37 protein-coding genes are annotated in these 24,656 nt (G+C 38.5%); 2 read left to right on the top strand and 35 right to left on the bottom strand.

Translation table 11 applies throughout. The annotated features are described in order from the left end of the window. Positions 1 to 97 precede the first annotated feature (97 nt). Together SJY45_RS17060 and SJY45_RS17055 are read left to right on the top strand one after the other, a co-directional pair. On the top strand, positions 98 to 1,411 hold the full coding sequence (locus SJY45_RS17060; RefSeq protein ID WP_400072265.1) for a DUF4270 family protein: 1,314 nt from the start codon (positions 98 to 100) through the stop codon (positions 1,409 to 1,411). Then, positions 1,395 to 2,651 carry an OmpP1/FadL family transporter gene (locus SJY45_RS17055; RefSeq protein WP_400072263.1) on the top strand — a complete coding sequence of 419 codons (1,257 nt, stop codon included), beginning with the start codon at positions 1,395 to 1,397 and terminating at the stop codon, positions 2,649 to 2,651. The genes SJY45_RS17060 and SJY45_RS17055 overlap by 17 nt, the downstream gene beginning before the upstream one ends. Before the next feature lie 7 nt (positions 2,652 to 2,658). Here the strand turns inward: SJY45_RS17055 and ctlX are convergent, their stop codons facing one another. The 35 genes from ctlX to rpsJ form a co-directional block, all read right to left on the bottom strand. Continuing rightward, positions 2,659 to 3,591, bottom strand: a complete 933-nt coding sequence (ctlX, locus tag SJY45_RS17050; protein ID WP_400072261.1) for a citrulline utilization hydrolase CtlX — start codon at positions 3,589 to 3,591, stop codon at positions 2,659 to 2,661. A 134-nt stretch (positions 3,592 to 3,725) separates the two neighbouring features. Then, entirely contained in the window at positions 3,726 to 4,640 is a 915-nt protein-coding gene (locus tag SJY45_RS17045; RefSeq protein ID WP_400072259.1) for a dimethylarginine dimethylaminohydrolase family protein, read from the bottom strand. A gap of 123 nt (positions 4,641 to 4,763) precedes the next feature. Further along, a complete protein-coding gene (locus SJY45_RS17040) occupies positions 4,764 to 6,050 on the bottom strand; it encodes a citrate synthase (RefSeq protein WP_215438389.1) in 1,287 nt (428 codons plus the stop codon). A gap of 130 nt (positions 6,051 to 6,180) precedes the next feature. Next, positions 6,181 to 7,716, bottom strand: coding sequence for a glycogen synthase (locus SJY45_RS17035; protein ID WP_400072257.1), 1,536 nt, complete (start codon positions 7,714 to 7,716; stop codon positions 6,181 to 6,183). Between the two features lie 133 nt (positions 7,717 to 7,849). Further along, the gene (gene eno, locus SJY45_RS17030; protein ID WP_400072255.1) at positions 7,850 to 9,142 is read right to left on the bottom strand and encodes a phosphopyruvate hydratase; all 1,293 of its coding nucleotides are present in this window, start codon (positions 9,140 to 9,142) and stop codon (positions 7,850 to 7,852) included. Between the two features lie 119 nt (positions 9,143 to 9,261). Next, positions 9,262 to 10,383: a glutamine-hydrolyzing carbamoyl-phosphate synthase small subunit gene (gene carA, locus SJY45_RS17025; RefSeq protein WP_400072253.1), complete on the bottom strand. Its 1,122-nt coding sequence runs from the start codon at positions 10,381 to 10,383 to the stop codon at positions 9,262 to 9,264. Between the two features lie 93 nt (positions 10,384 to 10,476). Next, the gene (gene rplQ, locus SJY45_RS17020; protein WP_215912888.1) at positions 10,477 to 11,043 is read right to left on the bottom strand and encodes a 50S ribosomal protein L17; all 567 of its coding nucleotides are present in this window, start codon (positions 11,041 to 11,043) and stop codon (positions 10,477 to 10,479) included. A gap of 61 nt (positions 11,044 to 11,104) precedes the next feature. Beyond that, entirely contained in the window at positions 11,105 to 12,097 is a 993-nt protein-coding gene (locus SJY45_RS17015) for a DNA-directed RNA polymerase subunit alpha (protein WP_215438394.1), read from the bottom strand. A gap of 18 nt (positions 12,098 to 12,115) precedes the next feature. Further along, the gene (gene rpsD, locus SJY45_RS17010; protein WP_215438395.1) at positions 12,116 to 12,721 is read right to left on the bottom strand and encodes a 30S ribosomal protein S4; all 606 of its coding nucleotides are present in this window, start codon (positions 12,719 to 12,721) and stop codon (positions 12,116 to 12,118) included. Positions 12,722 to 12,807: 86 nt separating this feature from the next. Then, positions 12,808 to 13,212, bottom strand: coding sequence for a 30S ribosomal protein S11 (gene rpsK / locus SJY45_RS17005; RefSeq protein WP_038238201.1), 405 nt, complete (start codon positions 13,210 to 13,212; stop codon positions 12,808 to 12,810). Between the two features lie 13 nt (positions 13,213 to 13,225). Next, complete coding sequence (gene rpsM, locus SJY45_RS17000) at positions 13,226 to 13,600, bottom strand: 30S ribosomal protein S13 (RefSeq protein WP_194524636.1); 375 nt, start codon at positions 13,598 to 13,600, stop codon at positions 13,226 to 13,228. A 2-nt stretch (positions 13,601 to 13,602) separates the two neighbouring features. Further along, a complete protein-coding gene (ykgO, locus tag SJY45_RS16995; protein WP_013305171.1) occupies positions 13,603 to 13,719 on the bottom strand; it encodes a type B 50S ribosomal protein L36 in 117 nt (38 codons plus the stop codon). Between the two features lie 24 nt (positions 13,720 to 13,743). Further along, complete coding sequence (gene infA, locus SJY45_RS16990; protein ID WP_013751343.1) at positions 13,744 to 13,959, bottom strand: translation initiation factor IF-1; 216 nt, start codon at positions 13,957 to 13,959, stop codon at positions 13,744 to 13,746. Positions 13,960 to 13,961: 2 nt separating this feature from the next. Continuing rightward, positions 13,962 to 15,305 carry a preprotein translocase subunit SecY gene (gene secY, locus SJY45_RS16985; RefSeq protein WP_215438396.1) on the bottom strand — a complete coding sequence of 448 codons (1,344 nt, stop codon included), beginning with the start codon at positions 15,303 to 15,305 and terminating at the stop codon, positions 13,962 to 13,964. A gap of 12 nt (positions 15,306 to 15,317) precedes the next feature. Continuing rightward, positions 15,318 to 15,770: a 50S ribosomal protein L15 gene (gene rplO / locus SJY45_RS16980; RefSeq protein ID WP_215438397.1), complete on the bottom strand. Its 453-nt coding sequence runs from the start codon at positions 15,768 to 15,770 to the stop codon at positions 15,318 to 15,320. Positions 15,771 to 15,783: 13 nt separating this feature from the next. Further along, positions 15,784 to 15,966, bottom strand: coding sequence for a 50S ribosomal protein L30 (rpmD, locus tag SJY45_RS16975; RefSeq protein WP_215438398.1), 183 nt, complete (start codon positions 15,964 to 15,966; stop codon positions 15,784 to 15,786). Between the two features lie 11 nt (positions 15,967 to 15,977). After that, positions 15,978 to 16,502 (bottom strand): 30S ribosomal protein S5, encoded by a 525-nt coding sequence (gene rpsE, locus SJY45_RS16970; RefSeq protein WP_215438399.1) that lies wholly within the window; start codon positions 16,500 to 16,502, stop codon positions 15,978 to 15,980. 8 nt (positions 16,503 to 16,510) lie between these two features. Continuing rightward, a complete protein-coding gene (rplR, locus tag SJY45_RS16965; RefSeq protein ID WP_215438400.1) occupies positions 16,511 to 16,867 on the bottom strand; it encodes a 50S ribosomal protein L18 in 357 nt (118 codons plus the stop codon). Positions 16,868 to 16,876: 9 nt separating this feature from the next. Further along, positions 16,877 to 17,419 carry a 50S ribosomal protein L6 gene (gene rplF, locus SJY45_RS16960; RefSeq protein WP_215438401.1) on the bottom strand — a complete coding sequence of 181 codons (543 nt, stop codon included), beginning with the start codon at positions 17,417 to 17,419 and terminating at the stop codon, positions 16,877 to 16,879. Between the two features lie 18 nt (positions 17,420 to 17,437). Beyond that, on the bottom strand, positions 17,438 to 17,836 hold the full coding sequence (rpsH, locus tag SJY45_RS16955) for a 30S ribosomal protein S8 (protein WP_215438402.1): 399 nt from the start codon (positions 17,834 to 17,836) through the stop codon (positions 17,438 to 17,440). Between the two features lie 65 nt (positions 17,837 to 17,901). Next, positions 17,902 to 18,171, bottom strand: a complete 270-nt coding sequence (gene rpsN / locus SJY45_RS16950) for a 30S ribosomal protein S14 (protein WP_013305180.1) — start codon at positions 18,169 to 18,171, stop codon at positions 17,902 to 17,904. Position 18,172: 1 nt separating this feature from the next. Further along, positions 18,173 to 18,724: a 50S ribosomal protein L5 gene (gene rplE, locus SJY45_RS16945; protein WP_215438403.1), complete on the bottom strand. Its 552-nt coding sequence runs from the start codon at positions 18,722 to 18,724 to the stop codon at positions 18,173 to 18,175. A gap of 3 nt (positions 18,725 to 18,727) precedes the next feature. Further along, the gene (rplX, locus tag SJY45_RS16940) at positions 18,728 to 19,042 is read right to left on the bottom strand and encodes a 50S ribosomal protein L24 (RefSeq protein WP_215438404.1); all 315 of its coding nucleotides are present in this window, start codon (positions 19,040 to 19,042) and stop codon (positions 18,728 to 18,730) included. Between the two features lie 13 nt (positions 19,043 to 19,055). Next, entirely contained in the window at positions 19,056 to 19,424 is a 369-nt protein-coding gene (rplN, locus tag SJY45_RS16935; RefSeq protein WP_013993867.1) for a 50S ribosomal protein L14, read from the bottom strand. 1 nt (position 19,425) lies between these two features. Next, a complete protein-coding gene (gene rpsQ / locus SJY45_RS16930) occupies positions 19,426 to 19,686 on the bottom strand; it encodes a 30S ribosomal protein S17 (RefSeq protein WP_013993866.1) in 261 nt (86 codons plus the stop codon). A 13-nt stretch (positions 19,687 to 19,699) separates the two neighbouring features. Beyond that, entirely contained in the window at positions 19,700 to 19,891 is a 192-nt protein-coding gene (gene rpmC, locus SJY45_RS16925; protein ID WP_215438405.1) for a 50S ribosomal protein L29, read from the bottom strand. 8 nt (positions 19,892 to 19,899) lie between these two features. Then, a complete protein-coding gene (rplP, locus tag SJY45_RS16920; RefSeq protein WP_215438406.1) occupies positions 19,900 to 20,331 on the bottom strand; it encodes a 50S ribosomal protein L16 in 432 nt (143 codons plus the stop codon). Between the two features lie 19 nt (positions 20,332 to 20,350). Next, on the bottom strand, positions 20,351 to 21,073 hold the full coding sequence (rpsC, locus tag SJY45_RS16915; RefSeq protein ID WP_038238165.1) for a 30S ribosomal protein S3: 723 nt from the start codon (positions 21,071 to 21,073) through the stop codon (positions 20,351 to 20,353). A gap of 1 nt (position 21,074) precedes the next feature. Further along, the gene (rplV, locus tag SJY45_RS16910; RefSeq protein ID WP_215438407.1) at positions 21,075 to 21,482 is read right to left on the bottom strand and encodes a 50S ribosomal protein L22; all 408 of its coding nucleotides are present in this window, start codon (positions 21,480 to 21,482) and stop codon (positions 21,075 to 21,077) included. Between the two features lie 3 nt (positions 21,483 to 21,485). After that, on the bottom strand, positions 21,486 to 21,764 hold the full coding sequence (gene rpsS, locus SJY45_RS16905; RefSeq protein ID WP_215438408.1) for a 30S ribosomal protein S19: 279 nt from the start codon (positions 21,762 to 21,764) through the stop codon (positions 21,486 to 21,488). A 13-nt stretch (positions 21,765 to 21,777) separates the two neighbouring features. After that, on the bottom strand, positions 21,778 to 22,602 hold the full coding sequence (gene rplB / locus SJY45_RS16900) for a 50S ribosomal protein L2 (RefSeq protein ID WP_215438409.1): 825 nt from the start codon (positions 22,600 to 22,602) through the stop codon (positions 21,778 to 21,780). Positions 22,603 to 22,611: 9 nt separating this feature from the next. Further along, positions 22,612 to 22,902: a 50S ribosomal protein L23 gene (rplW, locus tag SJY45_RS16895; protein ID WP_215438410.1), complete on the bottom strand. Its 291-nt coding sequence runs from the start codon at positions 22,900 to 22,902 to the stop codon at positions 22,612 to 22,614. Positions 22,903 to 22,908: 6 nt separating this feature from the next. Next, positions 22,909 to 23,538: a 50S ribosomal protein L4 gene (gene rplD / locus SJY45_RS16890; RefSeq protein WP_400072242.1), complete on the bottom strand. Its 630-nt coding sequence runs from the start codon at positions 23,536 to 23,538 to the stop codon at positions 22,909 to 22,911. Then, complete coding sequence (gene rplC / locus SJY45_RS16885; RefSeq protein WP_215912891.1) at positions 23,538 to 24,155, bottom strand: 50S ribosomal protein L3; 618 nt, start codon at positions 24,153 to 24,155, stop codon at positions 23,538 to 23,540. Before rplC ends, rplD begins: the two co-directional genes overlap by 1 nt. Positions 24,156 to 24,342: 187 nt before the next feature. Beyond that, positions 24,343 to 24,648, bottom strand: a complete 306-nt coding sequence (gene rpsJ / locus SJY45_RS16880; RefSeq protein ID WP_007094989.1) for a 30S ribosomal protein S10 — start codon at positions 24,646 to 24,648, stop codon at positions 24,343 to 24,345. Positions 24,649 to 24,656: the final 8 nt, after the last annotated feature.

Below are 24,656 nucleotides of genomic sequence, written 5' to 3'. Positions count from 1 at the left end.
AGAAATACAGGCATTGGTCTTATAACTATTGGGGTTGGTCTATTGCTGTTTTTAAGCGCTAAAGGGCACGATACATTTACCCTAAAAATAAATGTGTATGAAAAATGCCTTGGTCGTTTTTGTTTTCCTGATCCTTTTAACCTCCTGTAGTTCGGACACCCTTAACGGTTCAGATTTTGAGGCGGGAGACACTTTTACCGATAGCGATATACGGGTGATTCAACTAGACACCATGACGGTAGACTTTTCAACCATGAAATTTGACAGTATAGATACGTCACAATCAGCACGCATGCTAGTCGGGAAATATAACGACCCTGTTTTTGGAACGGTCAAAACGGCCAGCTTTATGGAATTGGTTCCTAGCAGTTATTCTATTGATACCGATGCGGAATATGACAGCATTACGTTTTTACTAAGACCAGATGGTTATTTCTATAATGACACGTTACAAACAAGCACCCTTCTTATAAAACAAGTAAACGAAAGTCTTAAACCAGCAGACGGCATCAATTTTTACAATACGAGTGTCATAAACTATGACCAAGAAAACTTGGGCAGCCTGACTTATACCCCCAGACCCTTATCTACCGATTCTCTGGAAATAAAAATCAATAACACTTTTGGCCAAGCACTTTTTGACAATCTACAGCAACAAAACATTAGTACTTATGATGAATTTAAAAATTACTTTCATGGTATTACCGTTCAACCGGATGAGAACAACAATGCCTCCATCCAAGGTTTTTCATTGGCCTCCAACATGCGGCTTTACTATAGTATAGCTGGGGAAAATGAACGTGTCCAATATTACACTGACTTTAGCCTCAACATCGCCAGCTCTCCTATTCCATTTTTCAACCAAATTACCGCAGAAGAACCCAATACATATCTAACCGCATTGACGGACCAAGAAACCAACCTGTATAGTTCTGAAACTGAATACCAAAGCTTTATACAATCTGGCATAGGCATAGCCACCCGTATAGAATTTCCACATATAAAATCAGTTTTTAACATACAAGGGCAGGGCACACTGTTAGATGCTTCCCTTAAAATTGCTCCAACAGTTGGTTCTTATAATGACTTACTGATGCTGAGAGATACCCTATCCGTATTTATCGTAGATCAAAACAATGAACTCTCCGGCCAATTATACGCTACGGATGGTTCGGCCGCACTAGCCATTTTAAACCGAAATGATCAGGAGTTTAACGATATCTATTATGAATTGCCTTTAAGTGGATATTTGGAAGGTTTACTCTCTGTAGACATAGAATCATCGGACGCCCTTATTATACTCCCCAGCAACTACAATTCTACAGTAGACCGTTTTGTACTCAACACAAATATAAACACCACAGGTACCACACTTGAACTTACTTATGCGATTTATGATGAAGATGAATAAAAAGTTACACTTTTTTATCACCCTATTTTTGTTTGCCCTTTATGCGGCACAGGCCCAATCCGAAGGTTTAACCAGTTCTCCCTACTCCCTATACGGTTTAGGTGCAATAAACCAGAGCAGTATTGGACGAACCAACGGTATGGGGTATACAGGAATAGGCCTTAAGACCTCCAATCAAATAAACAACCTGAACCCGGCAAATTTTGCTTTAATTCCCCAAAGCTCATTTTTTTATGATATAGGAATAAAAGGTGAATACAACCAGTACAGTAATAAAGCGGATAGTGAAACAAAGACCACCATTAATTTTTCTAACCTTGCACTTGCCTTTAGAATAGCGGAGGGACTAGGCGCGGGAATTTCTCTTGTACCATATAGCGAAATGGGATATTCATTGATAGGTATAAATACCAATATTGAAGGAACCGATGAAACTTTTATCAGTAATGTAAATGGAATTGGAGGCTTAAGTGAACTCAAATTTAATTTAGGATATACTGTTCTGCCCAATCTTAGGTTTGGAGCCAATGCATCCATTCTCTTTGGAAACATAGAGGAGAATGAAAATTTCATCATCAACCAAAGTACATTTAGTGCTACGGAAACCACTAACTATTCCGGTATTCGGTTTGGTTTAGGAATGCAGTTTGACGTTACCGAGAATTTCACATTGGGTAGTACGATACAATTTCCCACCAGTCTAAAAGGCGCTATTAAACGCTCCGTAACCAAGAGTCTGGATGGTACGGAAATTACCGTTGAAGATGGAGAAAGTGATTCTTCTTCCGATTTTAATATGCCTTTAGAACTCGGCATAGGGTTAAGCACGAACATCATGGATTCCTTTACCCTAAGTGCCGACTACAAGAAAAATTACTGGAATGCCACAGGACAGACAGAAAGCTTGGGCAGCTATTCCGATCAGGACATTTACGGCATTGGCCTTGAGTATGTAAAAAACCCTACGGGTTACAAGTACACAGACCGTATTCGTTACCGGACCGGGTTTAACTATGACAACGGGTATCTTTCCATTAATGGCAAAAAGGTAGAGGGCTATAACATAACTGCCGGAATAGGAATACCCATTGGCCAAGGACAAAGATCTATGATGAACCTCTCTTATAGCTACGGCTCTAAAGGTCAGATCCAGAACATCCTAATAAAAGAAAACTTTCACCTACTTACCTTAAACTTAAGTTTGGAAGACCTCTGGTTCCAAAAACGAAAAATCAACTAAAAAATCCTTATTTTGAACGCGGCAGAAAAACTTCGGCCATCATACAGCGTGCACTCCCTCCACCACAGGTCTCTATGGTTTCCAAAGAACTATGGATAATCTCGCAATGCTTTTCAATAGCTTCAACTTGTGCTGGAGTTAAACTATGGTATGCCGAGGAACTCATTACCAAATATCTCTTGTCATCACTACCTGAAACTTGAAGCATATTTCCTGCAAAATGGTGCATTTGCTGCTCAGTAATGGCAATAACTTCCTTACCATCTTCTTTTAGATGACCAATAACATTTTTACGTTCCTTCTTATCATCTATAGTATCCAAACAGATAACCGAAAAATCTTCGGCCAAACACATCATTACATTGGTATGATATATAGGCATTCTCTTACCATCTACAGATTGGTTTGCCGTAAAGATGACCGGTGAATATTCAAAATCTTCGCAGAACTCGATAAACAAATCCTCATCTGCCCTACTGGATAGAGCGCAGTACGCCTTTTTATTTACACGGTCCAAAGCCATACTTCCTGTGGCCTCAAGAAAAACACCTTCGGCTTCAGCAGATGTATAATCTACAATATTTTCTATCTGAAACCCGTTTTCCTCAAGAGTTTCCAGAATATCCTCTCGTCTTTCATTACGTCTATTTTCCGCAAACATAGGGTACAGACCTACGGTACCATTCGCATGAAAGGATATCCAATTATTTGGGAAAATAGAATCCGGAGTATCGGGTTCTTTCGTGTCCTCAACTACAACTACGTTTACACCCTTACTTCGTAAAACGGTTACAAAAGCATCAAATTCCTGTTGAGCCTTTTCGTTAATAGTAGTATTTTGAATATCAATATCTTCTTGAAAGTAATTGTTGACCGCAGTCTGCTCGTTCATCCTAAAATTAACCGGACGAATCATGAGTATAGTGTTCGTAATCTGCATAATAAATTCAATTAAGTTGAAGCAAAATTAGTGCTTTTAAATCTGTGTAGCCTAGTGTAGAATAGAAAAATAAGAGGACAATATTGTTAAAACAAAACACCTAACAATACCCCTAAAATATCCTGAAAGTGGCATTAGTCCCTAATTAACGGTAGGGTACTGCAACGTAAAAGGCCTTCCTGTTTTGCAATTTGAGCATACGGGATTTCCTCCACCGTAAAGCCTTGTTCACGCAACCAAGTGTTGAGTCGTGTAAAATTCTTTTCAGAAACTATTACTTCCGGTGAAATAGAGAATACGTTGCTAAACATTTGGTACATTTCATCTGCCGAAATTTCAAATATGTTTTCTTTTCCAAAGAAGTCTACCAACCATTGGTACTCCTCTTCTATCAAAAATCCATTTTTATGCAAAATTGCCTTTCCTTTTCCCAAGGGCTGAAAACAGCAATCTAAATGAAGTGCATTCTGCTTTGCATCAGTATTGGACTTACGCAACTGAAACGATTTGACCTTTTTATTCGGAAATTGTTCCGTAATATAATCTACGGCCGCTTGATTTGTTCTGGCCGTAATATAAATGGGATAATCATCTGCGGTATAAGTGCCAATAAAAATATAATCTTGCCAAGGCATGACATCACCACCTTCTACATGGACTTCAACCGGTGGATGTAAAATATTCTGGTCTTCAATTTTATCTAAAACATGAAGAATGGCTTCTACCTCTTTTTCCCTATCCGGCAAAATATTGGCTATGATAAGTTTATCCTCTATAACAAATGCTATATCCCTTGAAAAAATCTGATTACAGTCCTGTAGAACCTCAGGTCTAAAAACCTGTACATCATATTTTTGGAATACCTTGGCAAAGGCTTCCATCTCCAAAACCATATCCTCTTCCTTTGGATAGGTTCCCGCCAAAATATGTTCCAATGATTTAGGGTCATACGCCTCTTCTGGCTTTGGAACGGGACCATTACTCTTGGCAGTACCCAAAACTACGGCCCTTAACCTAGAAATCTCGTCGTTAACATGAAGCTTTAGCATATACTATTTTTTTTGCCAAAGATAAGAGAACGAAATGACGGGCAATACACATTCCCGAAATAAAAAAAGTGTCCACTCTTGAGATTCTCAAAAATGTACACTTCTATAAATAGTTATTATAATCTATCTTAAATCTACATCTACAAAAGGACGTAAAGTAGCCCCAATATAAACTTGTCTTGGTCTTCCTATCGGCTCTCCTCTTAAACGCATTTCTCTCCATTGAGCAATCCACCCTGGCAAACGGCCTAAAGCGAACATAACGGTAAACATTTCAGTAGGTATACCTAAAGCACGATAGATTATACCTGAATAAAAATCTACGTTAGGATATAATTTTCTATCTACGAAATACTGGTCCTCCAAAGCTTCTTTTTCAAGACCTTTAGCGATTTCTAAAATAGGATCTTCAATACCTAAATTACCCAATACATCATCCGCTGCTTTTTTAATAATTTTTGCGCGTGGATCAAAGTTTTTATAAACCCTATGGCCAAAGCCCATTAATCTAAACGGATCTGACTTATCCTTGGCCTTCGCCATATATTTCTTTGTATCTCCCCCATCTTTCTCAATGGCCTCAAGCATTTCTAAAACCGCTTGATTGGCACCACCGTGCAACGGTCCCCAAAGAGCAGAGATTCCTGCCGAAAGCGAAGCGAACAAACCTGCATGCGAAGAACCTACTATTCTCACGGTTGATGTAGAACAGTTCTGCTCATGATCTGCGTGTAAAATCAATAATTTATCCAAAGCATCTATAACCAAATCGTTCTTTTGGTACACTTGATTTGGTTTTTTGAACATCATTTTATGAATGTTCTCCACGTAACCTAAAGTATCATCGCCATAATCCAAAGGCAAACCTTTTTTCTTTCTAAGTGTCCAAGCCACAAGAACCGGGAACTTAGCTAAAATACGTACAATGGCATGGTACATGTCCTTATCAGAAGAAACATCTACGGTAGATGGATTAAATGCTATAAGCGCACTGGTCAAAGACGATAGTACGCCCATGGGATGTGCAGATTTTGGAAATCCGTCCAAAATCTTTTTCATTTCTTCATCTACATGAGATTCATCTCTTATATCTGCATGAAATTTTTCTAATTCTACTTTATTCGGTAATTCTCCAAAAATCAAAAGGTAGGCAACCTCTAAAAAATCTGCTTTTTCGGCAAGCTCTTCTATAGAATACCCTCTATATCTTAAAATTCCCTTCTCACCATCTAAGAAAGTTATGGCACTTTCACAAGAACCTGTGTTCTTATAGCCTGGATCTATAGTTATTATACCGTTTGTGGACGCTCGTAAACTCTTGATATCTATGGCGAGCTCATCTTCGGTGCCCTTTATTACTGGAAAATCGTATTTCTTACCGTTATACTCTAAAGTAGCTTTATCTGACATTTTTGAATTTTACTTAAAATTGAAGTGGATGTAAATTTACGGAAAATGTAACATCTTAACAATGATGTTTTTTTCTTTAGTTAATAATTAACAATGATTTAATTGGTTGTTGTAGAATAATAGATTTTTACTAGAGAACATACAGTTTCTCATAGTATTCATCCAAAGATTTTTCCCAGGTAAAACGAACCTTTTCTGCATTACCCTTAATTTTTTTCCACTTGGCCTTATCGTTCTCCCAGACATCTATGGCCTCGCTAAAGTTCTTGACCATATTTTTTATTTTTTCATCATAGGTCTTTCCGTCAAAGGCAAAACCCGTAACATGATGTTCAACCGTATCTTTTAACCCTCCTGTATGATGAACAAAACAAGGGTTACCATTACGCATAGCCAACATTTGGCTAATACCACAAGGTTCAAAAAGACTAGGCATACAATACAAATCCGATTCCAAGTAGATGGAATCTATTAAATCTTCTGATTGACCATTGGTAAAAACAAAGTTATGGTGTTTGTAACTCATGCTACGGAAAAACTCTTCGTAATCTGGATCTCCAGTCCCTAAAAGCATAAAGATTCCGTCTACTTTTTGTAGTCTTTCCAGCATTTGTTCAAAGGCTTCCGGCGATCGTTTAAAAAAATAAAACTTTTGCTCCGTTAGCCTAGCTACACTAGAGACAATGAACTTAGGCTTTTCATCTACATGTTGCATGATTTTTTCGCCGGTATGGGCCAAGAAATCCGCTTTGTATTTTTTTGATTCATCCTGTAACCACCCAAAAAGTGCTTTAATCGTATTGCGGTATAGCAACCCTTTCTCGGCCTTTCTGATGTTATTATAGTTTGAAGCGTTTAGAATTCCTATTAAGCGTCCTTCATTATTTGCTTGCTGCAAATCTTTCTCCAAACTCTCTCCACCTACAAATTCGGGCCTGGCACTAGGCAACATTACATCTTCCTTATACGATGGTGACACGGTATGCACCGAATCCGCAAGGCGAATACCCACCGCCATAAGGTTAATACAATCTTCATATCTTGGATCTTTTAAGGCCTCATGATCCAACTGCAGTTCCGGAAACCAGTTATGTACAGATGCATAATTATCATAAAATGGTCGTATACCCTGTATAGCCAAGTTGTGAATGCTGTAGACATATCTCATTTTCTTCAACTCCTTGTACCTTGGGTGATAAGTTTTTAGAAATAATAATGCGCTTGCATGCCAATCATGCATATGAACAACATCTAGCTCTCCAAAAGCTCCCATTTTTATTGCTTCCGCGACGGCGGTGCAGAAAATAATGTATTTTATAAAATCAGTAAAGAAAGGTTCTGTGGGGTCATCATGATAAATATGGGCTATACCACCTTCTTGAATCTCCGGGTGATGAATGACATAATGAACGATATTGGGGCATTCTTTTTTCCCAACTACCTCATAGAGCTCGGCACTGTATGTAGTTCCCCTTAACTGAAAATTAAGGTTTGTTCTAAATGTTCCGTTTAGGTGAAGCCTGGAGTACGATGGTACAACAACCTGTACCTTATCTCCACGTTTGGATATGTGCCTTGGTACATCTCGCACAACATCGCCCATGCCCCCTGCTTTACAATTAGGTATAGCATCATTTTCAGCAGCAACAAATAGAAAGTTATTCATGCGAAGTTCTGGTTAGAAGTTTGTTAAAAAGGTAGGCAAACTTTGTCATTAGTCCAAAAAAAAAGCCTTTCTAGTTCGAAATATATCGAAAAGAAAGGCTTTTTTTTAAATTACATTTAGCTGTCTTAAATCACTACTTAATCTTAAACGCTTTATCCTGAGGATAATAGGCCGTATCTCCTAATTCTTCCTCAATACGAAGCAATTGGTTATACTTGGCCATACGATCCGACCTAGAAGCTGAACCAGTTTTAATCTGACCCGTATTTAACGCTACAGCCAAATCTGCTATGGTATTATCCTCTGTTTCACCAGATCTGTGGCTCATAACAGAAGTATATCCAGCATTTTTAGCCATATTAACCGCTGCAATAGTCTCAGTTAATGTACCTATTTGGTTTACTTTAATCAAAATTGAGTTAGCAATGCCATTTTCGATACCTTTAGATAAACGCTCAACATTGGTTACAAAAAGATCATCTCCTACCAACTGTACTTTATCTCCTATTTTTTCGGTCAAAGATTTCCAACCGTCCCAATCATTTTCATCCATACCATCTTCAATTGAAATGATAGGATATTTAGCACTTAAATCTGCCAAGTACTGAGCTTGCTCTTCAGAAGTTCTTACCACTCCTTTATCGCCCTCAAATTTAGTGTAGTCATATTTACCGTCTACATAGAATTCAGCAGAAGCACAATCCAAAGCGATCATGATTTCATCACCTAATTTATAACCTGCATTCTCAACCGCTTTTGCAATGGTATCCAATGCATCTTCAGTACCTCCTGCCAAGTTAGGAGCAAAACCACCTTCATCACCTACAGCCGTACTTAGACCTCTATCATGAAGTACCTTTTTAAGGTTGTGGAAGATTTCAGTACCCATTTGCATGGCATGAGAAAAGCTCTTTGCCTTTACCGGCATAACCATAAATTCCTGAAAAGCGATAGGTGCATCTGAATGCGAACCGCCATTGATGATATTCATCATTGGCACTGGTAATGTGTTCGCACTTACACCACCCACATAACGGAACAAAGACATGCCCAACTCATTGGCCGCTGCCTTAGCTGCCGCTAAAGAAACACCTAAAATAGCGTTGGCCCCTAATTTTGATTTATTTAGAGTACCATCTAAGTCGATCATTACTTGATCAAGAAGATTTTGCTCAAAAACGGACATTCCCAAAATTTCTTCGGCAATAACTGTATTTACATTCTCTACCGCTTTAAGAACACTTTTACCCATAAAGGTTTTTCCTCCATCACGAAGCTCTACAGCCTCATGTTCTCCTGTTGATGCTCCAGATGGTACTGCAGCCCTACCCATTACACCGTTCTCGGTAATTACATCTACCTCTACGGTCGGGTTTCCTCTTGAATCTAAAATCTGACGTGCATGTACACTTAATATGATACTCATAAATATAATTTTATGTTTCGAATTCTATTAAATTTAGCTAGCTGCAAATATACAAAACCGCGTAAGTAATGTATTGTACGGCGCAACTATATTACCGATATTATAACAATTACTTAACCTTAAGCCAGAGCTACTGAATTTTTCTCGATCATTTCAAAGAATTGATCAAATAAATATTCTGCATCATGTGGACCAGCACTAGCTTCCGGGTGATATTGCACCGAAAACACGTCTTTGTCCTTCATACGAATACCGGCAACAGTTTGGTCATTTAGATGTATATGTGTAATCTCTAAATTAGTATTAGCCTCGGTTTCTTCTCTATTCACGGCAAAACCATGGTTCTGCGAGGTAATTTCCCCTTTTCCACTGAGCAGGTTCAAGATAGGATGATTAATTCCCCTGTGGCCATTATGCATTTTATAAGTAGAAACCCCGTTTGCCAAAGCAATAACTTGGTGTCCTAGACATATTCCAAAAACAGGTTTACCGCTAGAAATCATACCTTTAGCTGTCTCTATAGCATCAGACAAAGGTTCCGGATCGCCAGGACCGTTTGAAATAAAATATCCATCCGCTCCCCATGCTTCCATTTCCTTAAAAGAAGTGTTGTAAGGGAAAACCTTTATGTAACCTCCTCTTTTGGCTAGGTTTCTTAGAATATTCTTTTTAATTCCTATATCCAATGCCGCAATTTTAAGAGGTGCATTGTCATCTCCATAAAAATAAGGCTCAGAGGTTGACACACTAGATGCTAGTTCCAGCCCTTCCATACTTGGCACTTTGGCCAATTTCTCCTTTAATTCTTCAATATTATCTACATCTGTAGATATTACGGCGTTCATAGCTCCATTATCTCTAATATAGCTCACCAATGCACGGGTGTCTACATCGGATATAGCAAAAAGTTCATTTTCATCTAAGAAACTCTCTAAACTCTTGTCCGCTCTTGGTCTTGAATAGTTGTAACTGAAATTTCTACAAACCAAACCAGATATCTTAACTGAATCTGACTCTACTTCTTCGGCAACGGTACCATAATTACCAATATGGGCATTTGTGGTTACCATTATTTGACCGAAATATGATGGATCGGTAAATATCTCTTGATACCCCGTCATTCCAGTATTAAAACAAACCTCTCCAAATGCAGTCCCCTCTTTATCGCCTACTGATTTTCCATAAAAAATGGTTCCATCGGCCAACAATAACAATGCTTTCTTTCGGGATTGATACTTCATACGTCTGTATTTTTTTTAATTTCACAAATAAACATAAAAAAAGGATAAACTATTAAGTTTATCCTTTTCCAAATATTATTAAATATCAACATCTTATTCTTCTGAATCGTCTGCTTTAGCTTCAATATCTTTCTGAGACCCCTTTTCAGAATCTTCAGCAACTACTGGTGGAGTTTTAGTTTCCTTAGCCTCTACCTTAGCAGCTTCTTCTTCGCCTTTACCACCACTTCTTCTACTTCTTCTAGTAGTTTTCTTCTTGGCTTTACCAGCATTGTAAAGTTCGTTAAAATCAACCAACTCTATCATAGCCATATCAGCGTTATCTCCTAAACGATTACCAAGTTTAATAATTCTTGTGTAACCACCTGGTCTATCAGCAACCTTCTCTGCAACAGTACTGAACAATTCAGTAACCGCATACTTATCTCTTAGGTTTTTGAAAACGATACGTCTGTTATGAGTTCCCTTTTCTGCAGTTAGATTGTTTTCTGCTTTTGATTTTGTAATCAAAGGCTCAACAAATTGCTTTAACGCCTTAGCCTTAGCTACGGTTGTATTAATTCTTTTGTGCTCGATCAAGGAACATGCCATGTTGGCCAACATCGCTTTTCTGTGCGCTGTTTTACGTCCTAAATGATTGACTTTTTTACCGTGTCTCATTATTTTGTTCTAATGTATTTCTCCAATCCCAGGGAATTTCCCTTCGTGTAAGAAATATCGATTAATCTTTATCTAATTTATATTTTGAAAGGTCCATCCCGAAGCTAAGCCCCTTATTGATAACCAATTCTTCTAACTCTGTTAATGACTTCTTACCGAAATTTCTAAATTTCATCAAGTCATTCTTATTGAAAGAAACTAAATCTCCTAAAGTATCTACTTCAGCGGCCTTCAAACAATTCAAGGCACGAACGGAAAGATCCATATCTACCAATTTAGTTTTCAACAACTGACGCATGTGAAGTGATTCCTCATCATAAGTCTCTGTTTGGGCAATCTCATCTGCTTCCAAAGTGATACGCTCATCAGAAAACAACATAAAGTGATGAATCAAAACCTTAGCTCCTTCTGTTAAAGCATCTTTAGGATGAATAGAACCATCTGTAACAATTTCGAAAACCAATTTTTCGTAATCTGTCTTTTGCTCTACACGAAAGTTCTCAATACTATATTTTACATTTTTTATAGGAGTAAATATAGAGTCAATAGCAATCGTACCTAAAGCAGCATTGGATTTCTTATTCTCATCTGCAGGAACATAGCCACGACCTTTGTCTATAACTATTTCCATGTTGATGTTCACTTTAGAATCCATATTACAGATAACCAAATCCGGATTCAACACTTGGTAACCCGAAATAAATTTCTGGAAATCACCAGCAGTCAATTGCTCTTTTCCACTTACGGAAATTGAAACTACTTCTGCTTCAGAATCTTCTATCTGCTTCTTAAAACGAACTTGTTTAAGATTCAATATTATTTCCGTAACATCTTCTACTATGCCAGAAACAACCGAAAATTCATGTTCCACACCATCCATTCTCACAGAGGTAATCGCATGGCCTTCTAATGATGAAAGCAACACTCTTCTTAGTGCGTTCCCTACAGTTAACCCATAACCGGGCTCCAAAGGACGAAATTCGAACTTCCCTTCGAAATCCGAAGAATCGATCATTATTACTTTATCGGGTTTCTGAAAATTAAATAATGCCATATGACTTAGTGTTCTTTATTATTTAGAGTAAAGCTCAACTATTAATTGTTCTTTGATATTCTCTGGAATTTGAAGTCTTTCAGGAACGGTTACAAAAGCACCTTCTTTCTTTTCTGAATTCCAAGTTATCCATTCGTACACTTTACTGTTAGCAGCAAGTGAATCTTGTATGGCCTGTAAAGATTTAGATTTTTCACGTACACCAACAACATCACCTGGCTTTAAAGAATAAGATGGTATGTTCACCAACTCACCATTTACGGTAATATGTCTGTGCGAAACCAATTGTCTTGCTCCTCTTCTTGATGGAGAGATTCCCATACGGAAAACTACATTGTCCAAACGTGACTCACATAATTGAAGTAATACCTCACCGGTAACACCTTCTTTTCTTTTAGCAGTAGCAAAAATGTTTCTAAACTGCTTTTCTAAGATACCGTAGGTATACTTAGCTTTTTGCTTCTCCATTAACTGTACCGCGTACTCAGACTTTTTACCTCTACGTCTTGCGTTACCATGTTGTCCTGGAGGATAATTCTTTTTTTCGAAAGATTTGTCATCTCCGAAAATTGCTTCGCCAAACTTACGGGCGATTTTACTCTTAGGTCCTGTATATCTTGCCATTTTCTTAAATTAAGAAGTGTGATTATGAATTAAGGCTTATCCTTCGATAATCGTAAAAAACACTTCTGTGAAATATTAGTAATTAATTAAACTCTTCTTCTTTTTGGAGGACGACAACCGTTATGCGGCATCGGTGTAACATCAATAATTTCGGTAACTTCTATACCAGAATTATGAACGGCACGAATTGCAGATTCTCTTCCGTTACCAGGTCCTTTAACATAGACCTTTACTTTTCTTAAACCAGCCTCATGAGCAGTTTTAGAACACTCTTCTGCAGCTACCTGCGCAGCATAAGGAGTGTTTTTCTTAGACCCTCTAAAACCCATTTTTCCAGCAGATGACCAAGAAATGACATCTCCTTTTTTATTGGTAAGGGAAATTATAATATTATTAAAAGATGCAGTTACGTGAGCTTCTCCAACCGAGTCAACGATTACTTTACGCTTCTTTGCCGCTTTTGCACCTGATTTTGTAGTTGCCTTTGCCATAATAACCTACTTATTATTTAGTTGCCTTCTTCTTGTTGGCTACCGTTTTTCTTTTTCCTTTTCTCGTCCTAGAGTTATTCTTTGTACGTTGTCCTCTAAGGGGAAGACCTGATCTGTGACGAATACCACGGTAACAACCTATATCCATCAAACGCTTAATATTAAGCTGTGTTTCAGAACGTAACTCACCTTCTATAGTAAAAGAAGAAACCGCATCCCTGATACGACCAATCTCATCATCGTTCCAATCAGACACTTTCGTATCCTCACTTACTTGGGCTATTTCCAAAATCTCTTTAGCCCTACTTCTACCGACACCAAAAATATAGGTCAATGCAATTACGCCCCTCTTCTGTTTTGGTATGTCTACACCTGCAATTCTTGCCATAACTATCCTTGTCTTTGTTTAAATCTAGGATTCTTTTTGTTGATTACGTACAACCTGCCCTTTCTGCGTACAATCTTGCAGTCGGCACTTCTTTTCTTAACTGATGCTCTTACTTTCATCGTTCTTATTCTTCTATCGTATTACTAATATCTATATGTAATTCTGGCCTTGGATAAATCATAAGGACTCATCTCCAATTTCACTTTATCTCCAGGAAGTAACTTAATATAATGCATACGCATCTTTCCTGAAATGTGAGCCGTTACTACATGACCGTTCTCTAACTCTACTCTAAACATTGCGTTTGACAATGCTTCAATTATAGACCCGTCTTGTTCTATTGCTGCTTGTTTAGCCATACTTATGCGACTTTTCTATTTTTCCCAGTTTTCATCAACCCGTCATAATGTCTATTTAGCAAATATGCATTTACTTGTTGTACTGTATCTATTGCCACACCCACCATAATTAAAAGTGATGTACCACCATAGAATAAAGCCCAACCCGCTTGAATATCCATTAATTTAACTACTATAGCAGGTAATACTGCTAAAAGCGCCAAAAATACGGAACCTGGCAATGTAATCAAAGACATTATTTTATCTAAGAAGTCTCCTGTCTCTTTTCCTGGTCTAATTCCAGGTATAAAACCACCACTTCTTTTCAAATCATCTGCCATTTTATTGGTCGGAACTGTAATAGCTGTATAGAAATACGTGAAAATAATTATCAATAAACCGAACAATACGTTGTACGCTAGACCAAATATATCCTGAAACTGAACTTCCATCCACTGACCCACAGCGGTGTTGTTGAACGTTTTTCCTATTAAACTAGGAGCGAACATTATAGCCTGAGCAAAGATAATAGGCATAACTCCAGAAGCATTCAACTTCAACGGAATATACTGCCTAGACCCCATTATATTCTTCTCATAACCACCAGAAGCAGTCCTTCTTGCATATTGCACCGGTATCTGACGCGTAGCCATTACCAAAAGAATACTGGCCAAGATCACCAAGAACCAAAGTATAATTTCAATAAGGATAAACATAAGACCACCATTGTTATCTACAGTTCTAGAAATGAATTCTTGAACAAAAGATTGAGGCATAGTGGCAATAATACCGATCATAATCAAAAGCGATATACCATTACCAATACCCTTATCAGTAATCTTCTCTCCCAACCACATTGCAAAAACACAACCGGTTACCAAAATAATCACTGCAGGAACCATGAAATCCAATCCTTTACCTAAAACAAAGGCACTATCTTGAACTCCAAAAGCTTCCAGACCGTATAAATAAGCTGGGGCCTGAACTACACAGATACCAATAGTTAACCAACGAGTAATTTGATTCTTCGTTTTTCTACCACTTTCACCTTCTTTATCCAACTTCTGTAAATAAGGTATAGCAATACTCATAAGCTGAACAACAATAGATGCCGATATATAAGGCATAATACCTAAGGCAAAAATTGATGCATTTGCAAAAGCACCACCAGTAAAGGCATTCAAAAGCCCAAATATACCAGAATCGGTACCTGAAGCTAATTCCGCTAATTGTGTAGAATCAATACCCGGAAGAACAATTTGACAACCAAAACGGTATACCAACAACAAACCAAGGGTTAGCATAATCCTATTCCTTAGCTCGTCTATCTTCCAAATATTGGATATGGTCTCGAAAAATTTCTTCATGGTCAGTTATGCTTATAAATTTATTGCTTCTCCACCAGCCGCTTCAATGGCCGCTTTGGCACTTGCCGTAAATTTATGCGCTGAAACCTTAAGTGAAGCTTTTAACTCTCCACCACCTAATATTTTTACAAGGTCCTTACTTTTGGCCAAACCGTTTTCCACCAACATTTCAAAAGTTACAGCGTCTTTAACCTTTTTGTTATCGACCAACTCTTGTAATTTCTCAATATTGATTCCTTGGTACTCCACTCGGTTTATATTAGTAAAACCAAATTTAGGCACACGTCTTTGTAATGGCATCTGACCACCTTCAAAACCTATTTTCTTAGAGTAACCAGATCTAGACTTAGCACCTTTGTGTCCTCTTGCAGCAGTCCCACCTTTACCAGATCCCTGACCTCTACCTATTCTCTTGCCAGCTCTATTGGTAGAACCATCTGCCGGCTTTAGATTACTTAAATTCATTATAATATGCTATTTAAGCTTCCTCAGTGGAAACCAAATGTTCAACTTTTGCTATCATACCGAGTATATTCGGCGTGGCATCATGCTCTACTACTTGACCAATTTTCTTAAGACCTAAAGCGGACAATGTACGCTTTTGGTTCTGTGGTCTTTTGATGCTACTCTTTAACTGTTTTACCAGAATTTTCTTTGCCATAATATTTCTACTTATCCTTTAAAAACTTTTTCAAGAGAAACTCCTCTTTGACCAGCTACAGTTCTAGCATCCCTTAATTGTAAGAGTGCATCAAAAGTAGCTTTAACCACATTGTGAGGGTTAGAAGAACCTTGTGACTTAGACAATACATCTTGTACGCCAACAGCTTCCAATACCGCTCTTACCGCACCACCTGCAATAACTCCGGTACCATGAGATGCCGGTTGGATATATACACGAGCTCCACCAAATTTCCCTTTTTGTTCATGAGGCAATGTTGCCTTGTTCAAAGGAATACGGATCAAATTCTTTTTTGCATCTTCAATAGCCTTGGCAATAGCAGTTGCTACTTCTTTAGATTTTCCTAAACCGTGACCAACAACTCCGTTTTCATCACCTACAACAACTATAGCTGAAAAACCAAAAGCTCTACCACCTTTAGTAACTTTGGTAACACGTTGTATGCCTACCAATCTATCTTTAAGTTCCAACCCACCGGGTTTTACGGTCTCTACGTTTTTATATTTCTGGTACATACTACTATTTAAAAATTAAGTCCTGCTTCCCTTGCGCCTTCAGCTAAAGATTTCACTCTTCCGTGGTAAAGGTTACCACCTCTATCAAAAGCAACTTTTTCAATACCTGCTTCTTTACACTTAGCAGCTATAGCCTTGCCAACAAGGTTTGCAATTTCAATTTTAGTACCTTTTTCTTTTGCCAAATCTTTATCTCTAGAAGATACGAAAGCTAATGTAGCCCCTTTTGTATCGTCTATAACTTGAGCATAAATTTCTTTATTACTTCTAAAAACGGATAATCTAGGTCTTTCCGCTGTTCCATTGGAAACCTTTCTGATTCTTCTCCGTATTCTCTGTTTTCTTTCGCTTGTTGATAATCCCATGATATACTATTAAGCTGATTTACCTGCTTTTCTTCTTAATTGCTCGCCAACAAACTTAACACCTTTTCCTTTGTAAGGCTCAGGCTTACGGAAGCCTCGTATTTTAGCGGCAATCTGACCCACCAATTGTTTGTCGAAAGATGTCAATTTTACAATTGGATTCTTTCCTTTCTCAGATACAGTTTCAACCTTAACTTCTGGAGCTATGTCTATTACTATATTGTGTGAAAATCCTAAGGCGATATCTAATTTCTGACCTTGATTACTGGCACGGTAACCCACACCTACAAGTTCTAATTCTTTTGTCCAACCTTTAGAAACACCTTCGATCATATTTCTAACTAGCGAACGGTAAAGACCATGCTTTGCCTTATGCTCTTTAGAATCTGACGGTCTAGTTACCCAAACCTGGTTCTCTTCAATTTTTATCTCGACGGCAGAAAACTCTTGAGTAAGCTCACCCAACTTGCCTTTTACGACAACCTCGTTTTCCTTTACCTCAACAGTAACCCCTTCAGGAATAGCTACCGGATTATTACCAATTCTTGACATTTCTTACTATTTATCCTATTAATATACGTAGCAAAGCACCTCGCCACCTACATTCTCATTTTTTGCCTGCTTGCTAGTCATAACCCCATGAGAGGTCGATACTATCGCTATCCCTAAGCCGTTCAAGACTCTTGGTAAGTTTTCAGCTCCTGCATACTTACGTAAACCTGGCTTACTAACTCTTTGTATTTTCTTAATAACAGGCTCCTTTGTTGCCTTGTCATATTTCAAGGCAATCTTAATAGTACCCTGAACTTTATCTTCCTCAAACTTGTAACTTAAAATATAGCCCTGATCGAACAATATTTTAGTCATCTCTTTCTTCACCTTGGAAGAAGGTATCTCTACCACTCTGTGACCAGCTCTGCTGGCATTTCTAACTCTCGTTAGGTAATCTGCTATAGTATCTGTAACCATCTGTATATAATTCGGTAACGGTTTTCGTCTTTATTAACGAACCTGAAACCAGTTATTCAATAATTCTACCAGCTTGCCTTTTTAACACCTGGTATAAGACCTTGGTTGGCCATTTCTCTGAAGGTAACCCTAGAGATACCAAAAGTTCTCATGTAACCTTTTGGCCTACCTGTTAACTTGCAACGATTGTGCATACGAACAGGTGATGCATTCTTTGGCAACTTTTGCAATGCTTCGTAATCTCCAGCTTCTTTCAAAGCTTTTCTTTTCTCGGCATATTTAGCAACAGTCTTTGCCCTTTTGCGCTCACGGGCTTTCATTGATTCTTTAGCCATACTAGTTCTTTTTAAAAGGTAATCCTAATTCTGTTAATAATGATTTTGCTTCTTTGTCCGTTTCAGCAGAAGTAACAAAGGTAATATCCATTCCGTCAATTCTATTGATTTTATCAATATTGATTTCAGGAAAGATTATTTGCTCCGTTACACCAAGGCTATAATTTCCACGACCATCAAAACCAGTAGCTTTAATACCTTGAAAATCACGAACACGCGGCAATGCACTTGTAATCAAACGATCCAAAAATTCGTACATACGCTCACCACGTAAAGTTACTTTGGCGCCAATAGGCATACCCTTACGCAACTTAAACGCAGCAACATCCTTCTTAGATAGAGTAGCCACAGCTCTTTGTCCTGTAATATTGGTCAACTCCTCTACTGCATGATCGATAAGTTTCTTATCTGCAACAGCGGCTCCTACACCTCTACTAACAACTATCTTCTCAAGTTTTGGCACCTGCATTACATTCTTGTAACCAAACTCTTCTTTAAGCGCATCTACTATACGCTCACCATATTCTTTTTTTAACCTCGAAACGTAAGCCATAACTTATATTACTTCATTGGATTTCTTAGAAAACCGGACTTTCTTTCCGTCTCTAACCTCGTACCCTACTCTTGTTGTCTCACCTGATTTTGCATCAATAAGGGCAAGATTGGAAATATGGATAGGAGCTTCTTTTTTAACGATACCACCCTGAGGGTTTTGCGCACTAGGCTTCTGATGCTTAGAAACCATGTTAGCACCTTCTACGATGGCTTTGTTCTTTTCAAGATCTACGCTCATTACCTTGCCTTCGGTTCCTTTATGGTCCCCAGCAACGATACGAACCGTATCTCCTGTTTTAATTTTTAACTTTTTCATGCTTGCTATAATATTATAGTACCTCTGGGGCCAATGAAACAATTTTCATGAATTGCTTGTCGCGTAACTCGCGGGCAACCGGACCAAAAACACGGGTTCCTCTCATTTCTCCCGTTGGATTCAACAATACACAAGCATTGTCATCGAAACGAATATATGAACCATCAGGTCTTCTAACTTCTTTCTTTGTTCTAACAACTACCGCCGTAGAAACAGCACCTTTTTTGATACCTCCGTTTGGCGTAGCTTCCTTAACCGTAACAACGATTTTATCTCCGATGCTAGCGTATCTTCTCTTGGTACCACCAAGTACACGAATGGTCAAAACTTCTTTTGCCCCTGTGTTATCCGCTACCTTTAATCTTGATTCTTGCTGTAACATATTATTTAGCTCTTTCTAAGATTTCTACTAAACGCCAAGTTTTAGTCTTGCTTAACGGGCGTGTCTCCATTATCTTAACGGTATCACCTTCGTTACAATCATTCTTTTCATCATGAGCAACGTATTTTTTCGTCTTTAAAACGAACTTACCGTACATAGGGTGCTTTACTCGCTTTACCTCGGCCACAACAATGGATTTCTCCATTTTGTTACTGGTTACAACCCCTATCCTCTCTTTTCTTAAGTTTCTTTTTTCTTCCATAAAGCCGAACCAGTTATTGGTTTTCCCTATTAGTTAATTCCGTTGCTAATCTAGCTACCGTTCTTCTTGCCTTTCTGATTTGAAGCGGATTCTCAAGAGGCGTCACATAATGCGCAATTTTAAGATTCGCAGTCTCCTTTTTAAACTCAGCCAGCTTTTGCTTAAGCTCTTCTACAGACAATTCTTTAATTTCTTTGTTTTTCATGGTACAACTTAGATTAAATCTTGATCAACGTAGTCACGTGCCACAATAAATTTTGTCTTAACAGGTAACTTTTGTGCCGCCAACCTCAATGCTTCCTTAGCAACATCCATAGGTACACCAGCAACTTCAAATAAAACTCTTCCAGGCTTAACGACCGCTACAAAATACTCAGGAGCACCTTTACCTTTACCCATACGAACCTCAAGAGGTTTTTTGGTAATAGGCTTGTCTGGAAATATTTTTATCCATAACTGGCCTTGCCTTTTCATATATCTAGTAGCCGCGATACGAGCTGCCTCGATCTGACGTGACGTTATAAATTTTGAATCCAAAGTTTTGATGCCGAACATTCCATTAGACAATTGGAAACCTCTACCCGCATTGCCTTTCATGCGGCCCTTTTGCATCTTACGAAACTTGGTTCTTTTAGGTTGTAACATTGTTTACTTCTTTAAAAAATTACTTTCTACGACGTTGCTTTCTTCCGCCTTCACGTTTATCACCACCTTTTGAAGACTGACCTTTAGTCATACCCACTAACGGAGACAATTCACGCTTGCCGTACACTTCACCTTTCATGATCCAAACCTTGATACCCAATTTACCGTAAGTCGTTTGTGCTTCATGCAAAGCATAATCGATATCTGCACGGAAAGTAGATAATGGAATACGACCATCTTTATAAGACTCCGAACGCGCCATCTCAGCACCGTTCAAACGACCAGAAATCTGAATTTTGATTCCTTCAGCATTCATTCTCATTGCCGCAGCAATAGCCATTTTAATAGCTCTTCTAAAAGAAATTCTGCTTTCAATTTGACGAGCAACACTAGCTGCTACCAAATTTGCATCCAACTCAGGCCTCTTAATCTCATAAATATTGATCTGAACCTCTTTATTGGTGATTTTCTTAAGCTCTTCTTTAAGCTTATCCACCTCTTGACCACCTTTACCGATAATAATACCAGGTCTTGCAGTAGTCACAGTTATTGTAATCAACTTTAAAGTACGCTCTATAATTACTCTAGAAACGCTAGCCTTGGCCAAACGCGCATGAATATATTTACGTATTTTATCGTCTTCAGCTAGTTTATCTCCATAATCGTTTCCACCGTACCAGTTAGATTCCCATCCTCTGATAATTCCTAGACGATTCCCTATCGGATTTGTTTTCTGTCCCATTCTAGCTTTCTATATTATTATTAGACCCCAATACCAATGTAACATGGTTGGAACGTTTTCTAATTCTATGCGCTCTACCCTGTGGGGCCGGACGCAATCTTTTCAACATACTACCACCATCAACACGAATTTCCTTTACAAAAAGATCCGCATCCTCTACACTAGCATCCTCATTCTTAGATTGCCAGTTTGCCAAGGCAGAAAGCAACAATTTCTCTAATTTACGAGAAGCTTCCTTTGGATTAAAACGTAGTATTGCCAATGCTTGCTCTACTTTTACACCTCTAACCAAATCCGCAACCAAGCGCATTTTTCTAGGAGACGTAGGACAGTTGTTCAATTTAGCGAACGCTATCTGCTTTTTCTCAGCCTTAATTCTTTCGGCCATTTGTTTTTTTCGAACTCCCATAGCTTACTTTTTTCCTTTGTTCTTGGCTCCTGCATGACCTCTAAAAGATCTTGTTGGAGAAAATTCGCCTAATTTATGACCTACCATATTCTCTGTAACGAAAACAGGAACAAACTGCCTTCCGTTGTGCACAGCTATTGTCTGACCTACAAAATCAGGTGTTATCATCGATGCTCTTGACCACGTTTTTATAACGCTCTTCTTTCCAGAAGAAACGCTTTGTTGGATTTTTTTATCCAAACTATAATGAACGTAAGGTCCTTTTTTTAACGATCGTGCCATTGTTTCTTACTTTTTATTTCTTTCTACGTTCTAGAATATACTTATTCGTCTTCTTGGTTCTAGTACGCGTTCTATAACCTTTAGCCGGAATTCCGTTTCTTGATCTTGGATGACCACCAGAAGCCCTACCTTCACCACCACCCATTGGGTGATCAACAGGGTTCATAGCTACAGGTCTAGTTCTAGGTCTTCTACCCAACCATCTACTTCTACCCGCTTTACCAGACACCAATAACTGATGATCGGAGTTTGAAATAGCTCCAATCGTAGCCATACACGTAGACAAAATCAACCTAGTTTCACCTGAAGGCATTTTAACCGTAACGAACTTACCGTCTTTTGCCATTAACTGAGCAAAAGTACCTGCACTTCTAGCCATAACAGCTCCTTGACCAGGTCGTAATTCTATACAAGAAATAATAGTACCTAACGGTATCTCGCTTATTGGCAATGCATTTCCAATTTCAGGAGCAACATTACTACCAGAAGCAACCTCTTGACCTACTTGCAATCCGTTTTGAGCAATGATGTATCTTTTCTCACCATCAGCATACTTCAACAATGCAATAAAAGCCGTTCTGTTTGGATCGTACTGAATTGACTCAACAGTAGCAGCAACATCTTGCTTATCCCTCTTGAAATCAATTACACGATACCTTCTCTTATGCCCACCACCTCTATGGCGAATGGTCATTTTTCCTTGACTGTTTCTTCCTCCCGATTTTTTTAACGGAGCGAGCAAGCTCTTCTCCGGCTTATCAGCAGTAATGGCATCAAAACCATTTACTACTCTAAAACGCTGTCCGGGGGTTATGGGTTTTAATTTTCTAACTGACATTTCTTGTCTTTATAGATTACTGTAAAAATCAATAGCATCACCTTCAACCACATCAACTATTGCTTTTTTAATTGCATTAGTCTTACCATGCTGTACTCCAGTCTTGGTGAAACGCGTTTTTCTAGACGGACCATAATTCATGGTACGTACACTCTTAACCGAAACACCGTAAGTTGCCTCTACCGCGTCTTTAATCTGAATCTTGTTGGCCCTTGGATCAACTATGAAACCATAACGATTGTACAACTCGCTCTCGGCGGTCATTTTTTCCGTTATTATTGGTTTTATCAACACACTCATGGCTTTCTATTTTGTTAAGTTTGACTCCAATCCTTCTAAAGCACCCTCAAACAATACGATACTGTTTGCATTAAGAATTTTATAAGTGCTTATTTCTGAGGAAGTTACAACTTCGGAACCTTTCAAATTTCGCGAAGACAAATATACGCTATTATTTGAATCACCCAAGACAAACAACGATTTTTTGTTTTCAAGCCCTAAGGACTTCAAAACACCTTTAAAATCCTTAGTCTTTGGTGTATCAAAATTAAAGTCTTCAACAACTAAAATTGCTTGCTCCTTAGACTTAATACTCAAAGCAGATTTACGAGCCAAACGCTTAACGTTTTTGTTCAACTTTTGTCCGTAATCCTTTGGTCTTGGTCCAAAAATTCTACCACCACCTCTAAAAATAGGAGATTTAATACTACCGGCACGCGCTGTACCAGTTCCTTTTTGCTTTTTGATCTTACGAGTACTACCCGCAATTTCCGCACGCTCCTTAGATTTGTGCGTACCTTGTCTCTGGTGTGCCAAGTATTGCTTAACATCCAGGTACACGGCGTGATCATTTGGCTCTATTGCAAAAACAGCATCAGAAAGGTCTGCCTTTCTACCTGTTTCTTTTCCTTTGATATCTAAAACTGCTACCTTCATTACTTCTCGATAGTTACGTAAGCATTCTTATGACCTGGAACCGCACCTTTTACAACTAAAAGATTCTTCTCCGGCACTACCTTTAACACTCTAAGGTTCTGAACGGTAACTCTATCACCACCCATTCTTCCGGCCATTTTCATTCCTTTAAAAACTCTAGCAGGATAAGATGCGGCACCAATGGAACCAGGAGCTCTCAAACGGTTATGCTGACCGTGGGTAGCTTGACCTACACCACCAAATCCGTGGCGCTTTACAACACCTTGAAAACCTTTACCCTTAGACGTACCAATAACATCTACAAATTCTCCTTCTACAAATACGTCAACACCTACTGTGTCACCCAATTTGTAACCTTCATCAAAACCTTGAAATTCAACGACTTTCTTCTTAGGAGATGTACCTGCCTTTTTAAAATGACCCGCTTCGGCCTTATTAGCACGCTTATCTGCCTTGTCATCGAAACCAAGTTGAAGAGCACTATACCCATCAACCTCTTCGGTTCTGACTTGGGTAACTACACATGGTCCTGCTTCTATAACAGTACAAGGAATGTTCTTCCCGTTCTCGTCAAAGATGCTGGTCATGCCTACTTTTTTTCCAATTAACCCAGACATACTGATTTTAGATTATGGAATTCAGATTTTCACAAACCCGCCTTCCGTTTATATATACTTATTAAATACTCATTAACTATGGGACAAAAAAACAGGGTCAAAACAATTCAACCCTGATTGTTTTTCTCCGTTTTTCCCTCGCACGCAGCTCGGGACATGTCCCCCATCCTAACCGGACGGGTTAAAACTATACTTTTATCTCAACCTCAACACCACTAGGAAGCTCTAACTTCATAAGGGCATCAATAGTTTTTGATGAAGAACTATAGATATCCAACAATCTCTTATAAGAACTAAGTTGGAATTGCTCTCTAGACTTCTTATTTACGTGCGGCGAACGCAATACTGTAAATATTTTCTTATGCGTTGGCAAAGGAATAGGTCCAGTTACCACAGCTCCGGTAGTTTTTACCGTTTTTACGATTTTTTCAGCAGACTTATCCACCAAATTGTGATCGTAAGATTTTAATTTTATCCTTATTTTCTGGCTCATCTTTCTAA

It is taken from the genome of Zobellia russellii (assembly GCF_044597075.1).
Classification (GTDB): Bacteria; Bacteroidota; Bacteroidia; order Flavobacteriales; family Flavobacteriaceae; genus Zobellia; species Zobellia russellii.
The sequence above is the reverse complement of the archived record's forward strand: the minus strand, read 5'-3'. Positions and strand labels throughout refer to the sequence as shown.

Coding starts and splice junctions, on each gene's coding strand:
- carA (WP_400072253.1), bottom strand. CDS start 10,383: ATGAAGTATCAATCCCGAAAGAAAGCATTGTTATTGTTGGCCGATGGA.
- rplD (WP_400072242.1), bottom strand. CDS start 23,538: ATGAAGGTAGCAGTTTTAGATATCAAAGGAAAAGAAACAGGTAGAAAG.
- infA (WP_013751343.1), bottom strand. CDS start 13,959: ATGGCTAAACAAGCAGCAATAGAACAAGACGGGTCTATAATTGAAGCA.
- rplQ (WP_215912888.1), bottom strand. CDS start 11,043: ATGAGACACGGTAAAAAAGTCAATCATTTAGGACGTAAAACAGCGCAC.
- rpsH (WP_215438402.1), bottom strand. CDS start 17,836: ATGGTTACAGATACTATAGCAGATTACCTAACGAGAGTTAGAAATGCC.
- rpsC (WP_038238165.1), bottom strand. CDS start 21,073: ATGGGACAGAAAACAAATCCGATAGGGAATCGTCTAGGAATTATCAGA.
- SJY45_RS17040 (WP_215438389.1), bottom strand. CDS start 6,050: ATGTCAGATAAAGCTACTTTAGAGTATAACGGTAAGAAATACGATTTT.
- secY (WP_215438396.1), bottom strand. CDS start 15,305: ATGAAGAAATTTTTCGAGACCATATCCAATATTTGGAAGATAGACGAG.
- rpsE (WP_215438399.1), bottom strand. CDS start 16,502: ATGTACCAGAAATATAAAAACGTAGAGACCGTAAAACCCGGTGGGTTG.
- SJY45_RS17045 (WP_400072259.1), bottom strand. CDS start 4,640: ATGCTAAAGCTTCATGTTAACGACGAGATTTCTAGGTTAAGGGCCGTA.
- rplV (WP_215438407.1), bottom strand. CDS start 21,482: ATGGGAGTTCGAAAAAAACAAATGGCCGAAAGAATTAAGGCTGAGAAA.
- rpsD (WP_215438395.1), bottom strand. CDS start 12,721: ATGGCAAGATATACAGGACCTAAGAGTAAAATCGCCCGTAAGTTTGGC.
- rplE (WP_215438403.1), bottom strand. CDS start 18,724: ATGGCTTACGTTTCGAGGTTAAAAAAAGAATATGGTGAGCGTATAGTA.
- rpsM (WP_194524636.1), bottom strand. CDS start 13,600: ATGGCAAGAATTGCAGGTGTAGACATACCAAAACAGAAGAGGGGCGTA.
- SJY45_RS17015 (WP_215438394.1), bottom strand. CDS start 12,097: ATGGCATTATTTAATTTTCAGAAACCCGATAAAGTAATAATGATCGAT.
- ykgO (WP_013305171.1), bottom strand. CDS start 13,719: ATGAAAGTAAGAGCATCAGTTAAGAAAAGAAGTGCCGACTGCAAGATT.
- SJY45_RS17060 (WP_400072265.1), top strand. CDS start 98: ATGAAAAATGCCTTGGTCGTTTTTGTTTTCCTGATCCTTTTAACCTCC.
- rplC (WP_215912891.1), bottom strand. CDS start 24,155: ATGTCTGGGTTAATTGGAAAAAAAGTAGGCATGACCAGCATCTTTGAC.
- rpmC (WP_215438405.1), bottom strand. CDS start 19,891: ATGAAAAACAAAGAAATTAAAGAATTGTCTGTAGAAGAGCTTAAGCAA.
- rplO (WP_215438397.1), bottom strand. CDS start 15,770: ATGAATTTAAGTAATCTAAAGCCGGCAGATGGTTCTACCAATAGAGCT.
- rpsS (WP_215438408.1), bottom strand. CDS start 21,764: ATGGCACGATCGTTAAAAAAAGGACCTTACGTTCATTATAGTTTGGAT.
- SJY45_RS17055 (WP_400072263.1), top strand. CDS start 1,395: ATGATGAAGATGAATAAAAAGTTACACTTTTTTATCACCCTATTTTTG.
- SJY45_RS17035 (WP_400072257.1), bottom strand. CDS start 7,716: ATGAATAACTTTCTATTTGTTGCTGCTGAAAATGATGCTATACCTAAT.
- rpsQ (WP_013993866.1), bottom strand. CDS start 19,686: ATGGAAGAAAAAAGAAACTTAAGAAAAGAGAGGATAGGGGTTGTAACC.
- eno (WP_400072255.1), bottom strand. CDS start 9,142: ATGAGTATCATATTAAGTGTACATGCACGTCAGATTTTAGATTCAAGA.
- rpsN (WP_013305180.1), bottom strand. CDS start 18,171: ATGGCTAAAGAATCAATGAAAGCCCGTGAGCGCAAAAGGGCAAAGACT.
- rplX (WP_215438404.1), bottom strand. CDS start 19,042: ATGAAAAAGTTAAAAATTAAAACAGGAGATACGGTTCGTATCGTTGCT.
- rplF (WP_215438401.1), bottom strand. CDS start 17,419: ATGTCAAGAATTGGTAATAATCCGGTAGCTATTCCTGAAGGGGTTACT.
- rpmD (WP_215438398.1), bottom strand. CDS start 15,966: ATGGCAAAGAAAATTCTGGTAAAACAGTTAAAGAGTAGCATCAAAAGA.
- ctlX (WP_400072261.1), bottom strand. CDS start 3,591: ATGCAGATTACGAACACTATACTCATGATTCGTCCGGTTAATTTTAGG.
- rpsJ (WP_007094989.1), bottom strand. CDS start 24,648: ATGAGCCAGAAAATAAGGATAAAATTAAAATCTTACGATCACAATTTG.
- rpsK (WP_038238201.1), bottom strand. CDS start 13,212: ATGGCAAAGGCAACTACAAAATCAGGTGCAAAAGCGGCAAAGAAGCGT.
- rplR (WP_215438400.1), bottom strand. CDS start 16,867: ATGGGATTATCAACAAGCGAAAGAAAACAGAGAATACGGAGAAGAATC.
- rplP (WP_215438406.1), bottom strand. CDS start 20,331: ATGTTACAACCTAAAAGAACCAAGTTTCGTAAGATGCAAAAGGGCCGC.
- rplW (WP_215438410.1), bottom strand. CDS start 22,902: ATGAGTGTGTTGATAAAACCAATAATAACGGAAAAAATGACCGCCGAG.
- rplN (WP_013993867.1), bottom strand. CDS start 19,424: ATGTTACAGCAAGAATCAAGATTAAAGGTAGCGGATAACACAGGGGCA.
- rplB (WP_215438409.1), bottom strand. CDS start 22,602: ATGTCAGTTAGAAAATTAAAACCCATAACCCCCGGACAGCGTTTTAGA.